The 15,503-nt window shown below is 67.4% G+C and carries 12 protein-coding genes; 8 read left to right on the top strand and 4 right to left on the bottom strand.

Features of this window, described 5'->3' with window-relative positions:
* Positions 1-2: 2 nt before the first annotated feature.
* Both ACT53N_RS15255 and pdeM read left to right on the top strand, forming a co-directional pair.
* Positions 3-2,582 carry a ligase-associated DNA damage response DEXH box helicase gene (locus tag ACT53N_RS15255; RefSeq protein WP_476064690.1) on the top strand — a complete coding sequence of 860 codons (2,580 nt, stop codon included), beginning with the start codon at positions 3-5 and terminating at the stop codon, positions 2,580-2,582.
* On the top strand, positions 2,579-3,286 hold the full coding sequence (pdeM, locus tag ACT53N_RS15250) for a ligase-associated DNA damage response endonuclease PdeM (protein WP_476064689.1): 708 nt from the start codon (positions 2,579-2,581) through the stop codon (positions 3,284-3,286). Before ACT53N_RS15255 ends, pdeM begins: the two co-directional genes overlap by 4 nt.
* Before the next feature lie 8 nt (positions 3,287-3,294).
* Here pdeM and ACT53N_RS15245 read toward each other — a convergent pair whose 3' ends face one another.
* Together ACT53N_RS15245 and ACT53N_RS15240 are read right to left on the bottom strand one after the other, a co-directional pair.
* Positions 3,295-3,756, bottom strand: a complete 462-nt coding sequence (locus tag ACT53N_RS15245; protein ID WP_476064688.1) for a DUF3429 domain-containing protein — start codon at positions 3,754-3,756, stop codon at positions 3,295-3,297.
* Positions 3,757-3,996: 240 nt separating this feature from the next.
* The gene (locus tag ACT53N_RS15240; protein ID WP_476064687.1) at positions 3,997-6,918 is read right to left on the bottom strand and encodes a peptidoglycan-binding protein; all 2,922 of its coding nucleotides are present in this window, start codon (positions 6,916-6,918) and stop codon (positions 3,997-3,999) included.
* 208 nt (positions 6,919-7,126) lie between these two features.
* Between ACT53N_RS15240 and ACT53N_RS15235 the strand changes: the two genes are divergently transcribed.
* Entirely contained in the window at positions 7,127-7,342 is a 216-nt protein-coding gene (locus ACT53N_RS15235) for a hypothetical protein (protein WP_476064686.1), read from the top strand.
* Here ACT53N_RS15235 and ACT53N_RS15230 read toward each other — a convergent pair.
* Entirely contained in the window at positions 7,339-9,000 is a 1,662-nt protein-coding gene (locus tag ACT53N_RS15230; RefSeq protein ID WP_476064685.1) for a phosphatidylglycerol lysyltransferase domain-containing protein, read from the bottom strand. The genes ACT53N_RS15235 and ACT53N_RS15230 overlap by 4 nt on opposite strands.
* Positions 9,001-9,175: 175 nt before the next feature.
* On the opposite strand from ACT53N_RS15230, the gene ACT53N_RS15225 reads away from it, so the two are divergent.
* The 5 genes from ACT53N_RS15225 (at position 9,176) to ACT53N_RS15205 (ending at position 14,063) form a co-directional block, all read left to right on the top strand.
* The gene (locus tag ACT53N_RS15225) at positions 9,176-10,381 is read left to right on the top strand and encodes an acyl-CoA dehydrogenase family protein (RefSeq protein ID WP_476064684.1); all 1,206 of its coding nucleotides are present in this window, start codon (positions 9,176-9,178) and stop codon (positions 10,379-10,381) included.
* A 75-nt stretch (positions 10,382-10,456) separates the two neighbouring features.
* On the top strand, positions 10,457-11,590 hold the full coding sequence (locus ACT53N_RS15220) for an acyl-CoA dehydrogenase family protein (RefSeq protein WP_476064683.1): 1,134 nt from the start codon (positions 10,457-10,459) through the stop codon (positions 11,588-11,590).
* Positions 11,591-11,713: 123 nt separating this feature from the next.
* On the top strand, positions 11,714-12,379 hold the full coding sequence (locus ACT53N_RS15215; RefSeq protein WP_476064682.1) for an SH3 domain-containing protein: 666 nt from the start codon (positions 11,714-11,716) through the stop codon (positions 12,377-12,379).
* A gap of 206 nt (positions 12,380-12,585) precedes the next feature.
* Complete coding sequence (locus tag ACT53N_RS15210) at positions 12,586-13,086, top strand: pyridoxamine 5'-phosphate oxidase family protein (RefSeq protein ID WP_476064681.1); 501 nt, start codon at positions 12,586-12,588, stop codon at positions 13,084-13,086.
* Between the two features lie 260 nt (positions 13,087-13,346).
* Positions 13,347-14,063 (top strand): Crp/Fnr family transcriptional regulator, encoded by a 717-nt coding sequence (locus tag ACT53N_RS15205; protein ID WP_476064680.1) that lies wholly within the window; start codon positions 13,347-13,349, stop codon positions 14,061-14,063.
* Here the strand turns inward: ACT53N_RS15205 and pyk are convergent.
* Positions 14,060-15,490 (bottom strand): pyruvate kinase, encoded by a 1,431-nt coding sequence (gene pyk / locus ACT53N_RS15200; protein WP_476064679.1) that lies wholly within the window; start codon positions 15,488-15,490, stop codon positions 14,060-14,062. The two genes, ACT53N_RS15205 and pyk, sit on opposite strands and share 4 nt — an antisense overlap.
* Positions 15,491-15,503: the final 13 nt, after the last annotated feature.

The following is a 15,503-nucleotide window of genomic DNA, read 5'->3' as shown; positions in this document are numbered from 1 at the left end:
CAATGTCCGTGGCGAACGCCCTTCCTCCCCAGTTCCAGGCCTGGTTCGCCAAGCGCGGGTGGACGCCGCGCGCGCATCAGTTGGCGATGCTGGAGAAGGCGCGGGCCGGTCGCGGGGCCCTGCTGATCGCGCCGACGGGCGGCGGCAAGACGCTGGCGGGCTTCCTGCCCAGCCTGATCGAACTGGCCGAGCGCCCGCCGCGCAATACGCCAGCCGGCGTTCACACGCTCTATATCTCGCCGCTGAAGGCGCTGGCGGTCGATGTCGAGCGCAACCTGCTGACGCCCATCCGCGAAATGGGCCTGCCGATCGTCGCCGAGAGCCGGACGGGCGACACCGGCGAGAGCCGCAAGGCCCGCCAGCGGATCCGGCCGCCCGATATCCTGCTGACCACGCCTGAGCAACTGGCCCTGTTCTGCGCCTGGGAGGGCGCGCGGGAGTATTTCGCCGACCTCTCCTGCGTGATCATCGACGAGGCCCGCGCGATCTGGCCCAGCAAGCGCGGCGACCTCCTGGCGCTGGGCCTGGCCCGCCTGCAGCAGTTCGCGCCAAGGATGCGGCGGGTCGGGCTATCGGCGACGGTCGATGACCCGGACCTGGTGCGGAAGTGGCTGGGCGTGAACCGAGCCGAAGATCCTCCTCCGCCTGCGGGGGAGGTGTCGGCGGAGCCGACGGAGGGGGCCAGCAAGGTCGACCTCCAGCTCACCCCCTCCGGCCCTCCGGGCCACCTCCCCCGCCAGCGGGGGAGGATCTCGGAGCCCGACATCGACCTCGTCCTCGGCTCGGGCGGCGCCCAGCCGGTCGTGGAGGTCCTAGTCTCCGGCGGCCGCGTGCCGTGGGCCGGCCACACGGCCGAGCACGCCATGGCCGAGGTTTACGACATCATCAAAGCGGCCAAGACGGCGCTCGTCTTCGTCAACACCCGCTTCCAGGCCGAGTTCGCGTTCCAGCGCCTCTGGGAGCTGAATGACGAGGGCCTGCCGATCGCCCTGCACCATGGCAGCCTGTCGGCCGAGCAGCGGCGCAAGGTCGAGGCGGCGATGGCGCGGGGAGAGTTGCGCGCGGTGGTCTGCACTTCGACGCTGGACATGGGCATCGACTGGGGCGACGTCGATCTCGTCATCCAGCTGGCGGCGCCCAAGGGGGCGTCTCGGATGGTGCAGCGGATCGGCCGCGCCAATCACCGGCTGGACGAGCCCAGCCGCGCCCTGTTCGTCCCCGCCAGCCGCTTTGAGATGCTAGAATGCCGCGCCGCCGCCGACGCCATCCTGGAGAACCACCTGGATGGGGAACCAGCCCGCATCGGCGGGCTCGACGTGCTGGCCCAGCACATCATGGGGTGCGCCTGCTCGGAGCCGTTCAAGCTGACCGACCTCTATGACGAGGTGCGCTCGGCCGGCCCCTATGCTGACCTGAGTTGGGAAGACTTCGAAGCCGTCGTCGACTTCGTCTCGACCGGCGGCTACGCGCTGCGCACCTACGACAAATTTCGACGGATCGTGCAGACCGTCGACGGCCTTTGGACGGCGCGCAACGCCCAGGCTCGCCAACAGCACCGGATGAACGTAGGCGCGATCATCTCGCCGGCGACGATCAACATCCGCGTCGGCGGCGGGAAGCGGCCGATGGGCGGTCGCAAGATCGGCGAAGCCGAGGAAGGCTATTTCGAACAGCTGACGCCCGGCGACACCTTCGTCTTCGCCGGACAGGTCTGGCGCTACAACAGTCTGGTCGGCGCCGACGCCTTTGTCTCGCCGGCGCCGAACGACGATCCCAAGATGCCCAGTTGGGGCGGCTCGAAGTTCCCGCTATCGACCTATCTGGCCGGCCGCGTGCGCCAGATGATGCATGACGAGCGCGAATGGAGCGCCCTGCCCGGCGATGTGCAGGAATGGCTGTCCTGGCAAAAGACCCGCTCGGCGATCCCGCAGGAAGGCGAGATGCTGCTGGAGACCTTCCCGCGCGGGAAGCGGTTTCACATGGTCTGCTACCCTTTTGACGGACGCCTGGCCCACACCACCCTGGCCATGCTGCTGACGCGACGCCTGGATCGCCTGGGCGTCGGCCCGTTGGGCTTTGTCTGCAACGACTACGCGCTGAACCTCTGGTCGCTGCGCCCCATGGACGATCTGGACCTGGATGAGCTGTTCGCCCAGGACATGTTGGGCGACGACCTGGAGGCTTGGCTGGACGAAAGCTTCATGATGAAGCGTTCATTCAAGCACTGCGCCCTGATCGCTGGCCTGATCGAGCGCCGTCACCCCGGCGCAGAGAAGTCCGGACGGCAGGTGACCTTTTCGACGGACCTGATCTACGACGTGCTGCGCAAACACCAACCCGACCATCTGATGCTCCGCTGCGCGCGGCTGGACGCCGCCACCGGTCTCTTGGACATCGCGCGCCTCGGCGACATGCTGACCCGGGTCCAGGGCCATATCCGCCACGTTCCGCTCGATCGCGTCTCGCCGTTCGCCGTGCCGATGATGCTGGAAATCGGCCGCGAGCGCGCCCCGGGCGACGCCGCCGGCGAGATGATCCTGGCCGAGGCTGAAGCCGACCTGATCGCCGAGGCGCGCCCATGACCCGCTTCGAGCCTTCGGCCTGCGGCGGCCTTCGTGTCGCCCTGGCCAATGTCGAGGTGATGCTGCGGTGGTCGGGCGCGCTGTGGCTGGAGCGCGAGCGCACGCTGATCGTGGCCGATCTCCATTTCGAAAAAGGCAGCAGCTACGCCGCCCGTTTCGGCCAGATGCTGCCGCCTTATGACACCCGCGAGACCCTGGATCGCCTCGACCGCGAGATCGCGCAGCTCGCGCCCGAGCGGCTGGTCTTCCTGGGCGACAGCTTCCACGACGGCGCCGGCGAGACCCGCCTGGCGATGGACGACTACCGGCGACTGGAGGGCTTGGCTCTTGGCCGCGAACTGGTCTGGGCCGTGGGCAACCACGACGCCGACGGCCCCAAGGCGTTGCCCGGCGACGTGATCGATGAAGCCAACATCGCGGGGCTGACCCTTCGGCATGAACCGCTTCCCGGCGCGCAGCCGGGTGAGGTGGCGGGTCACCTGCATCCGGCGGCCAAGGTGTCGAGCGGGCGCGCGATAGTCCGTCGCCGCTGCTTCGTCACCGATGGCGCACGCCTCGTTCTGCCCGCGTTCGGGGCCTTTACGGGCGGACTGAACATTCTGGATGAAGCCTTCTCAAGCCTGTTTGATGGCCCGCTTCTAGCCGGCGCCTTGGGGCCGCGAAGGGTGCATGCGGTCGGCCAGAAGTCGTTGAGACCCGACTGACGTCGGCTTCACATCTGGAGGGCCTGCTCCAGCGAGAACGCCAGGGAGATCGCCGCGCCGGCGGTCATCAGCGTGCGCATCCGGGGCCGCCAGCTTGGGCCTTCATGATCCGTGACGTCCCAAACCCACTGCAGCAGGAACACCAGCAGGAAGCCTGACAACTGCCAGGCGGGCTCGAACTTGAGCTCGCCGAGCAGCAGGCCAAAGCCGGCCAACGGGAAAAGCAGAGAAATGCCCAGAACCGACCAACGCGGGCTCGGGTTCTCGATCTCAAGGCCGGTGCGGACGCCGCCGAAGTAGGACACCATCGCGGCGGAGTACGCCAGCAGCCCCAGCAGCGCGGACTTCTGGATGGCCGCCGGGCCATAGCAGAACAGGCCCGAAGCCACAAAGAAGGGGATCAAGGTCGACAGACCAAAGACCCATGCCGCCGGTGGTACCGGCGTCCGCCCGCCCGCGGACTCGTTCATGCCACAACTCCTTCGGAAGGCGACCTTGGTCGCCCACCCTGCCCCGCCTCAGACTATTACCGACCGGACGCGATAGGTCCACGGACGATCTTCAGCGCGCGAACCCCTGTTTCAGGACCTGAATTGGCCCAGGAAGGTGTTTGATTGCAATGGACTTTGTCCCCACCCGCACGCAGAGGGGGGCGGAAATCGGCTTCGAGCGCAGCATCGCTGCGACGCACGAAACACGGCTTGGCGGAGTTAGCGCGCGTAGACAGACAGGCGGTTGAGCGTCTCGCCATCCATAGATCCAGTGGCCGGAAGGCCCTGATCACGCTGATAGGCGGCGATCGCCATGCGCAGGGCCGGCGAGGAAACGCCGTCGCGAGGTCCCTGATAATAGCCCAACTGCGACAAGACACGCTGAGCCAAGCCCAGGTTGGCGTTCGCCGCAGCCGGCGCGGCCGATGACAGACTGGCCGTCTGGACCTGGGTCTGCGGACGGAAGGCCAGGGCCGACCGATCAGCAGTCTGTTGCGCCTCGGCGGTCAGTTGCGAGCGGAGCGCCGTGGCGCGGCCCCGCGCGGTCGAGTCGCCCGCACGGCCAGCGATCACGTACCACTTGTAGGCCTCGGCAGGATTCTGGCTGACGCCCAGGCCGCTTTCGTAGAGCTGGGCGAGATTGAACTGGCTGTCGACCAGGCCCATGTCGGCGGCCTTACGGAACCAGCTGGCGGCCGTCGTTGAATTGCGCGGACCGCCCTCGCCCTTGAAGTAGTAGAGCGCCAGGTTGTGCATGGCGCGCGGATCACCGCCATTGGCGGCGCGCTCGCTCCAGCGGCGCGCTTCGGCCATATCGACCTTCACCCCGTTCTTGCCGCCCTCGTACATCTTCGAGAGGTAGAACTGGGCGGCCGGATAGCCGCCGTTCGCAGCGCGCTTCAGGGTTTCGACGCCCGAGCGGTCCCCGGACTCGATCTTGCGGACCGCGTCCTCGAACAGGGTCTTGGCTTCGTTGGTCGGCGGCGCGGCCGGCGCCTCGACCTCGGCGGGCACGACCTTGCCCGTCGTCAGGGCGACGGCGGCGCGCGGCGCGCCAGGCGTCGTGTCGGCTTCGGGACCATTGATTTCGACATCGGCCTTGCGGCCCGCAATCGCCTGGGCCACGCGGCTGGGCGAAGTGTTGACGTCGTCGCTGTTGAGCAACAGCAGCCCGCCCACGCCCGCGCCGAGCGCGCCGGCGGCGGCGAACACGACAACAGCCGTCGTCACGGTCGCGCCCAGACGGCCCTTGGATTTCTTGGTCGAGAAGCCGCCAAAGCCGCTGAACAGCGAGCCGCTCGACTTGGCGGCCTTGTCCTTCTTCGCCGCCTTGGCCTTGCCGCCGCCCTTGCCCTCGGCGGCCGCTGCGGCGCGCGCGGCGGCGCGGGCCTGCTCGATGATGTCACGCGTCGACATCGGCCGGGTGGGCTGGGCTGGTGCGAAGTCGGAGACCTCGGGTTCGACCTCGTAGCGCGGCGCTTCCGGCTCGAAGCCGTCGGCGATCGCATAGTCGTCGTGCGCGAAAGCAGGCTCCTCGGGCTCGGCGGCCGGGAACTCGGCCACGTCGAAACCCCGGGTCGGAGCCGGCGGCGCGTCGAACGCGTCGTCCTCCTCCTCGACCGTGCTGAACGAAGCGGCCTGGCTGAAATAGCTGTCGTCAAAAGGCGAGACCGACGGCGGTGACGGACGCGCCGGCGTCGGCGCGGGGGCTGCCGCCGGCGCCGGGGGCGTCGGCGCGGCTTCCAGCTTCCGCTGCGCCTCCGAGAGACGGCTGTCGATCTTCTCGCGCGCTTCCTCCAGCATGCGGAGCGTGCGCTCTTCGCTCTGGCGGATTCGGTCGACCAGCTCCTGGCTGGAGCGTTCGTGGCGCTGGTTCAGGCGCTCGGTGACGCGAGCGACCTGTTCGCCGACATCGTCGATCGCCAAGGCGTTGCGGCGTTCGGCGCTGCCGATCCGTTCGGCCAGCTTCTCGGTGATGCGCGCGATCTCGCCGCCCAGCTTTTCGAGCGCTTGTGCCTGCACGCTGTCGGCGCGGTTGAGCTTGTGCTCGACGCTGGCGGCGATGCGAGCGACCTCGCCGCCGACCTGTTCAATGGCGCTGGCGTTACGACTCTCGGCGGCATGGACACGGCGATTGAAAGCGTCGGCCACGCCGACGATCTCACGCCCCATGCGTTCAATGGCCTGAGCCGAGCGCTGCTCGGCCGCCTGCACGTGCGCCGCCATCTCGCCGAGCTTGCGCTCCATGCGGTCAAAGCGACCGTCGGCGCTTTCACGAAGCTTGGCCGCCATCTCCAGGCGCGCGGCTTCCATCTTCTGCGTGAGGGTGGCGGCGAGACTGTCCAGACGCTCCTGGACGCCTGTCGCGGGATTGGCGCTCTCGACCGCGCCCAGACGCTGATCCAGAGCCTGGAAAGACGCGCCCAGTTCGCGCAGCGCCTCGCTGGTGCGCGTTTCGGCGGCTTCGAGGCGCTCGCCAAGTCGCGCGACCACGGCGTCAACCAGGGCGCTGGGATCGTTTGTGACCTGCTGGTTCAGCCGCGCTTCCAAGGTCGCGATCGCCTCGCGGGTGCGCGCTTCGCCCTCGTAGAGATGACCGGCGACCTTGCCCAAGGCGCCTTCAAGCGCCCGCAGCGCCTCGGCCGAGCGCGGGCCGGCGGCTTCGGACTCTATCCGACGCAGGCGTTCGGCCGCCCGCACCTGCTCCGTCTTCAGTTCGTCCACAGCGCCCTCGAAACGGGCGGCGACGGCGATCTGCTCGCGTTCGGACTGGCCCAAGCGCGCCAGGGCGTCGCGGACGGAATGGTCGATACCGGTGATCGCGGCGGCGTTGCGCCCTTCGGCGGCCTCGATGCGCTGGGTCAGGCGATCCAGCGCAAGCGCCACGCGGCCGACCTCGTCGGCGGGATGTTCGGCGATCTCAATGCGCGGCGGCGCGTCTTCTTTGACGATCTCGAGATAGGCGCGGTTCGGGGTCTCGTCCCCCGCCAGACGCGGATCGGCGGCCTGACCATCGCCTTCGATGATCATGCGGTTCAGCCATTCACCGAGAGTCATGCCGGAGCGACGCGCAAGGTCCTTCGCGACCTCCCGTGCCTTGGGGTCAATCCCCTTAACGCTCCATGGCGACGCCGCCGTCATGCGAATCGATCTCCCCGCATCTGGGGAAAACGCTAGTCACCGATTCCTAGGGTGTAAACGCGACGAAAACGCCAGATGTTGTGGCTGCGCGATTCACTGTGGAGGAATCAGGACAGAGTCCCAACACTCTGTAGCGCGGTTCAAAAGCAAGAGGGTTAACACAGGTTAACCATTTGCCAGGCGGATTGTCGCAGGCCTAGAAGCACGCATGGACCTGCCCGTCACCGCCGCCGCCGCGATCCTGTTCCTGATCCTCGCCGTACTCTTCGGTTGGCTTGGCGCGCGTCCGATCAATGTTCTCAAGGGTCCACGGATGGTTCCGTGGCGTCCGCTGATGATGATCTGCGTGGTGGGACTGATGCTGATGATGGTGCATCTGGTGAACCTGCTGGGCGTCCAGACGGGCAATCAGACGCGCTACTAGGTCGCGGCCCTCTCAGGCGGCTTCTTGGGTCGTTTCGCGAGGCCCGAGACGCCGCCAGACGACAGCAGACCGATGTCGGCGAGCAGGAAGGGGATGGCCCACTTCTGAGGCGCGGCAATGTAGCGCGGCTGCCAGACGGGGTCGTACTTGTCCTTGTAGCGACGCACGCCCTGGAAGTTATAGATCTCCTCGCCGCGCTCGTAGAGCAGCCGGCCGACCCGCGACATGATCGGCGCCAACGGGCGATCCTGCAAGCCAGCCAGCGGGGCGACGCCGAACTCGAAGGCGCTGTAGCCCTCGTCCTTGCCCCATTGCAGGAGCTCGACGAACAGATAGTCCATGACGTTTTTCGGGGCTTCGTCCGAGTAACGCATCAGGTCCATGGAGAACGCCGTCTTGCTGGCCGTCGTCCAGAGCGTGGCGAAGGCGACGATCTTGCCCTCGCTGCGAACGATCGCGACCGGGAACTCGGCCACGTAGCGCGGATCGAAGCCGCCCATCGAGAAGCGCTTCTCGCCGCCCGCGTGGTGGGAAAGCCAGGAGTCCGAGATCGCCTTCAGCTCGTCCATGATGGCCGGAGCCGCGCCGACCGGCAGCACCTCGAAGGCCGCGCCGCCCTCCCCGGCCTTGCGCCAGTTTCGGCGAAGAACCTCCCGGCGACGGCCAACAAGGCTGAAGGCCTCCAGCGGCACCGCGGCGCTTTCGCCGGTCTTCTGGATCGCCAGACCCAGGTCGACCGTATCAGGGAGATCATCGGGTCCAAGGCCGTAGAAGCCCGCGCGCGCGGCATGGGCGTCGGCCAGTTCGCGGAAGCGCCAGAACAGCTCCATACGCTCTTCGCGCTTGCCGACCGGAGCCCCCAGCGCGATCCACGAGCGCCCCCGAACGCCGAACATCAGGAAGGTCTCGCCGGAGGCCGAGAACAAGAAGCGCTTGTCGCCCAGGAGCGCGAGGTTGGCGCTGGGCTCGGCGCCTTCGGCCTTGGCCAGAATGGCGCGCACGCGGTCGAACTCGGGGTCGGTGTCATCGACTACGGGCGGTGTCGCCGCCGTCGCGATCAGCCGCCAGACCCCAACGGCCAGCAACACGATGGCGGCGGCGACCGACGAGCGAATGGCCCGCGCGGCCTCGTCATGGTCCTGCAGGATCTTGATCCAGGACTTGTCGGCGAACTCGGTGTGGTTGAACGACCACCAACCCAGAACCGAAGCGCCGACGATGGCCGCCGCGGCCGACAGCAGCCACCCGGGGGTGATCTCCATCTTGGTCAAGGCGGCTTTCCGCGGAAAGGCGTCGTGGAACGGCAGGATCAGGAAGAGACAGAACAGCAACATGGCTGTCTCCTCCCAGTTCAAGCCCTTGAACATCGCCAGGACCGCCGAGGCGCCGAGCACGATCAGCGCCGCCCACCAGGCCGCGCCGAGCCGCGCGCGCAGACCAAAGGCCAGCAAGAGAAGCACCAGCCCCAGGATCGAGGAGAAGAAGTGGCTGATCTCGATCAGCAAGTCGGGCGCGAAGGCCAACAGCAGCAGGAAGCGGGTCGGTTCGGACGGCGTGGCCCCAGAAGCCAACAGCATAACGCCCGCCGACGCAGCCAGGATCGCCGCCACGGTGGGGGCGATCGCATGGGCCGCGGGCCTGAAAACTGTCGAGGACATCCAGATCCCGAAATCGCGAATCCCCAAGGGATCCAGGAGCAGGCGTTTCTATACCGCGTATTGCCCGACGTGGTCCCGCGCCAAGATGCGAACGATTGTTTGAATCAGCTTGCCGCCGCCGTCTCTAGGCGTAGTGTGTCGACCAAACACCGGTCCGCTTAGGGAGATTGAGACCATGGCCGATTTCGGGGGAACCGATCTCGACGCCTTCCGCGCCGACACCCGCGCCTGGCTCGAAGCCAACTATCCAAAGTCCCTGAACGCGCCCATGGGCGAGGACGAAGCCCCGTGGGGCGGCCGCAAGATGGTCTGGAAGAACCCGGACGCCAAGCTGTGGCTCGACCGCATGGCCGAGCGCGGCTGGACCGCGCCGATGTGGCCCAAGGAGTACGGCGGCGGCGGCCTGTCCAAGGCCCAGAACAAGGTGCTTGAGCAGGAGCTGCGCCGCATCAAGGCGCGGCCCGCTCTGATGAGCTTTGGCGTCTGGATGCTGGGCCCGGTGCTGCTGGAGTACGCCACCGAGGAACAAAAGCGTCGCTTCCTGCCCGAGATCGTGCGCGGCGAAACCCGCTGGTGCCAGGGCTACAGCGAACCCGGCGCCGGCTCCGACCTCGCCTCTCTGCAGACCAAGTGCGAGGACAAGGGCGATCACTACCTGATCAACGGCCAGAAGGTCTGGACCAGCTACGCCGACCAAGCCGACTGGATCTTCTGCCTGGTGCGCACCGACACCTCGAAGAAGCACGAGGGCATCTCGTTCGTGCTGTTCGACATGACTTCGCCCGGCGTCGAGGCCCGTCCGATCAAGCTGATCAGCGGCTCCTCACCCTTCTGCGAGACCTTCTTCGACAACGTGAAGGTCCCCAAAGAGCAACTGGTCGGCAAGCTGAACGGCGGCTGGGACATCGCCAAGCGCCTGCTCCAGTACGAGCGCCAGAACATCAGCGCCTCGGGCTTTGGCGGCGGCGGCGGCCTTTCGGTCGTCGAGGCGGCCAAGAAGGAGATCGGCGTCGACAGCGAAGGCCGCATCGCCGATGGCGACTTCCGCGCGCGCCTCGCGGCCCATTCCATGGACGCCCACGCCTTCATGCTGACCGTGCGCCGCGCCGAGGCGGAGTCCAAGCAGGGCTCGGGCCCCAGCGCCGCTGTCTCGATCATCAAGTACGCCGCCGCCAAGATGAACCAGGAGCGCACCGAGCTGCTGGTCGAAGCTTTGGGCCTGCAGGGCCTGGGCTGGGAGGGCGAAGGCTTCAGCGCCGAGGAACTGGCCGCGCCGCGCGCCATGCTGCGCGCCAAGGGCAACTCCATCGAGGGCGGCACCAGCGAGGTGAACCTCAACGTCGTCGCCAAGCGGGTCTTGGGCCTCCTGGATCACCAGTAGCCCCTCTCCCGCTCGCAAGCCGCGCGCGCCATCGGAACGGCGCGCCAAGACCAAGACCATTCTAGGAGCCTGAACATGGCCGTCCTGACCGAAGAACAAACGATGCTGCGCGACGCCGCCAAGGGCTGGGCCAGCGAAAGCGCCCCCGTCGGCGCTCTGCGCAAACTGCGCGACAGCACGAGCAAGCAGACGTTCGATACCGCCGCCTGGGCCGAGATGGGCCAGATGGGCTGGGCCGGCGTGATCGTGCCCGAAGCCTATGACGGCTCGGCCTTTGGCTATCTGGGCCTAGGCCTGATCCTTGAGGAGACCGGCCGCACCCTCGCCGCCTCCCCGCTTCTCTCCACCGCGATGATCGCCGCTTCGGCGCTGCAATTGGGCGGCTCGGACGCTCAGAAGCAAGCTTGGCTGTCCAAGATCGCCACCGGCGAGGCCGTCGCCACCCTGGCGATCGACGAAGGCGCCCACCACGCGCCGGCGCGCACCGCCCTTTCGGCGACCAAGAGCGGCGCCGGCTATGTGCTGAACGGCACCAAGACCCTGGTGCTGGACGGCGAAGCCGCCGACCTGCTGATCGTCGCGGCCCGCACCAGCGGCCAGCCGAGCGATACGGCGGGCCTGACTGTGTTCCTGGTCTCCGGCGACGCCGCCGGCGTGAGCCGCTCGCACCTGTCGCTGATCGACTCGCGCGGGGCAGCCAAGATCGCCTTCGACGGCGTCGAGGTCGGCGCGGACGCCGTGCTCGGCGAGGTCGACAAGGGCTGGGCCGTCTTGGAGCCGACCCTGGATCGCGCCTATGCGGGCCTCGCCGCCGAGATGCTGGGCAGCGCCAGCGCGGCCTTCGACATTACCCTGGATTACCTGAAGACCCGTACCCAGTTCGGTCAGGTCATCGGCACTTTCCAGGCCCTGCAGCACCGGGCGGCCAAGTGGTTCACCGACCTGGAGACGACCCGCTCCTGCGTCGAAGCCGCGCTCGAGGCCCTGGACGCCGGCGCCGACAGCCGCGCCTTGGCCTCGCTGGCCAAGGCCAAGGCCAGCGAGCTGGTCCATCTGGCGTCGAACGAGATGGTTCAGATGCACGGCGGCATCGGCATGACCGACGCTCACGACGCGGGTCTCTACATGAAACGCGCCCGCGTCACCGAGGCTCTGTTCGGCGGCGCCAGCTTCCACCGCGACCGCTACGCCCGTTTGATGGGCTTCTGACACCCCCCGTTCAGGGGATAGGCCCCCGCGCCGGCCGCCGGATACCGTCGTTCACATTATGACGGACCGGCCGCCCGCGGTGGGCTTAGACGGTCGCCGGCTTCCGTCATTCGGGAGCTGAACATGACCAAGACTCTGGCCACTTTCGCCGCGCTGGGCCTCGCCCTGAGCGCGACGACAGCCTACGCCCAGGCGCCGCTGCAACTGAGCTATCCCACGGACGCGTCGATGAGCTGTGAGCAGATCAGCGCGGAGATGGTGCGGATGGACCAACTGATGGGCCTGTCGACCTCCGCCATCGCCAGCGCCGAAGGCGCCGCGCGCGGTGCGGAGACCGCCGCGAGCCTCGGGGTCAACGCCGCGCTCTACAGCGGCGCTCTGGGCCGTGTTCCGGGTCTTGGCGCGTTCGCCAACGCTGCGGCGGCCCAGGCCAAGGCCGCAGCGGCCGCCAAGGCGCAGCGCGAGGCCCAGAACATCCAGATCGCCCAGCAGCGGCGCGCGGTGATGGGCGGTCTCCACCAAGGCAAGTGCGCCAATGCGCCGACCGCGACACCCGTGTCCGCCAACGTCCCGGCGACGATGGCCATGACGGCCGCGCCCAATCTCCTGGCGACCACTCAGGACGTCTCCCTTCGCGGCGCGGCGTCCCCCACGGCCACCATCGTCGGAACGGTCAAGGCCGGGGCTACGATCTATCCCACCGGCCAGCGCAATGGCGTCTGGATGGAAGTTGACGACGAGAACGGCGCACGCGGCTGGATGTCCTCCGCCTTCGCCAAACCGAAATAGACAGTTCGGCGGGATCGCGCGGCGGTGCGATCCCAAGGCCGCAGCGCCCAGGGACGCCGCGAGGGTAGTCGGCGAACCTTGTGCGTGGGAACAGGTCAGGCGCTTGGTCCCGATCCCAGGAACGAGCCGCAGACCTGAGGCGTAGGAACCGCCGCCCGCGCCATTGGTTCTTCCTTGCGATTCCCCGATCGCAAGGAAGACCTCCCATGCAAGACGCCATCCACGACAGAGCCGACGCCGAACGCCGGCTCTGGAAAGAAATCGACGACGTAAGGTTCGGCATGCTCGGCGTGCCCGCGCGCGGCGACCATTTTCAGCCCATGACCGCCTTCGCCGAGCCAGAAGACCATGCGCTTTGGTTCTTCACCAACGAAGACAACGGCTTGATCCAGGCGCTGGGCGACGGCCACGACATGGCTATGTTCATCATCCAGGCCAAAGATCAGGACTATCAGGCCTGCATCGGCGGCCGCCTGACCGAGGACAAGGATCGCGCTCGCATTGAGCGCTACTGGAATCCCATGGTCGCCGCCTGGTTTCCGCGCGGCAAGGATGACCCAAGCCTGACACTCCTGAGGTTCGATCTGACCGACGCCGAAACCTGGGCCTCCAAGGGCGGCCTTCGCTTCGCCTGGGAGATCGCCAAGGCCAATCTGACTGGCGACACACCGGATGTTGGCCGCCAGCAGCACATCAATCTGGCGTAGCGCCTCTTAGAGCCGCCTTCCGGGGCGGCTCTTTTTATCAAGTCAGAGAAGGTAGAAAGCGCGCCCCGCCCGCAGACGTACCTAGGTCGGAATCCCGACAAAGCGGGCCGAGGCTCAATGAAGGCGAAAAATAGTCAGTTCTGTGGACTCTTCTGCATTTAGGCCATTCCTCATTGGCTTGTGTCGGCTACGCGACGGCGCCTGCTCTTAAGTCCACCTATAGCTTGCAACCCTTGCCGGCAGACGGCGTTCGACTCCACATGACTGGGCCGTTGCCGACCTCTATGAACCGCCTGCTGTTCGCCCTTCCGCCGGAAGACAACGCTCTCCTGACGCCTCACCTCTCGCACGTCGAGCTTGATAAGGGCCGACTGCTGTATGAGCCCGGCGATCTGATCGATCAGATCTACTTTCCGACCGATTGCGTCCTCTCGCTCATGACCTTGATGGACAATGGCGCAGCAATCGAGTCTGCGACCATCGGGCGGGAAGGCGCGTTGGGGCTGATGGCCGCCGTGGCGCCGCGCCAGTCACTCGGGCGGGCGATTGTCCAAGCGCCGGGCTCGGCTCTACGGATCGCAGCCGCTCCGCTGCATGAAGCTTGGCAGCGAAGCGCGGCGCTGCGCGAGGTCGTGGATCACCACAACGAGGCGCTCTTCGGTCACGCCATCCAGTCGGTCGCCTGCAACGCTCTGCATGCTGTCGAGGCGCGCTTCTGCCGTTGGCTCCTCTCGTGCCACGACCGTATCGACAGCAACACCGTCTGTCTGACCCAAGAGTTTCTGGCCGACATGCTTGGGGTGCAGAGAACAACCGTCACGGCCGTGGCCGGCTCTCTGCAGACCAAGGGCGTGATCCGATATCGCCGGGGCGTCGTCGACATTCTCGACCGCGCTGGCCTCGAGGCCATGGCTTGCGAGTGCTATGGCGCGGTCAGGCGCGGCTATCAGCGACTTTTGCCGGCCTCATTCAGCTAGCGTCGTCGAACCGGCGCAGGCGCATGGGCTAGACGCAGCAGGTTCGCCGCGCCGGGCGCGCCGAACGGCGTCCCCGCAACGACCAGGAGCCGCTCGCCGGGCGCAACCAGGCCCAGCTCCAGGGCCTTGCTCGACGCATCGGTCGTCACCACCTCCAGGCTGTCCGGCTGAGCGCTGACGCGTGGCTCGACGCCCCAGACCAGGCACATGCGACGCACGGCGCTGAGCTCGGGCGACAGCGCCAGTACGGGTTGCAGCGGGCGCTCACGCGAAAGACGGCGCGCGGTCGCTCCGGTCGTTGTGAACGCCACGAGGCATTTGGTCGAGCCCGCCTTGGCGGCGCCGGCGGCGGCGACCACCAGCACATCGGCATCGACGTCGTCGTGGCTCTGTTCGGCGTACATCAGTTCCGGCCACTTCGGGTCGCGCTCGACCCGTTCGATGATGCGGTTCATCATCGAGACCGACTCTTCGGGATAGTCGCCCGCTGCGGACTCCGCCGACAGCATCACCGCATCCGCGCCTTCATAGACAGCGTTGGCGACGTCCGAGGCCTCGGCCCGGGTCGGGGTCGGCGAACTGGTCATCGACTCCAGCATCTGGGTGGCGACTATCACCGGAATGCCGCGTTCACGCGCGGCCCGCAGAATTTCCTTCTGGGCGACTGGCACCTCCTCGGGCGCCATCTCCACGCCGAGATCGCCGCGCGCGACCATGACGCCGTCGCAGAGATCCAGGATCGGGCCCAGCACCTTCAGCGCCTGCGGCTTCTCGATCTTGGCCAGCACAGCGGCGCGCCCTTCGACGATCCGGCGCAACTCGGCCATGTCCTCGGGGGCCTGGACAAACGACAACGCCACCCAGTCCACGCCCAGCCGCAGGGCGAAGGCCAGATCTTCGCGGTCCTTGGCCGTCAGGGGGGACATCGGGATGACCACGTCCGGCACCGCCACGCCCTTGCGTTCCGAGAGCTTGCCGCCATTGACGACCTTGGTGTTGGCGTAGCCCGGCCCCGCCTCGGTCACCGTCATGCGCAGCTTGCCGTCATCCAGCAGCAGGGTGGCGCCGGGCCGCATAGCGGTCAGGATCTCCGGGTGCGGCAGGTGCACGCGGGTCTCATCGCCCGGCGTCGGATCGCTGTCGAAGCGGAACGCCTGACCGGGCTTCAGCATCACCGGGCCGTCGGCGAATTTTCCGACGCGCAGCTTGGGCCCCTGCAGATCGGCCAGTACGCCCAGCGGACGATTGACGACCTTCTCAGCCTCACGGATGGCCGCGTAGACGGCGGCGTGCGTCTCGTGCGCGCCGTGGCTGAAGTTCAAGCGAAAGACGTCAGCCCCGGCCTTGGCCAGGGTGACGATCATCTCGAAGGAGCTCGACGCCGGACCAAGCGTGGCGACTATGCGTGAGCGACGGGCGCGGATCATGCCGTCGCTCCTT

The organism is Caulobacter sp. DMC95 (assembly GCF_056313785.1).
Note: the sequence above shows the minus strand (reverse complement) of the source record. Positions and strands in the feature narration are given on the sequence as shown.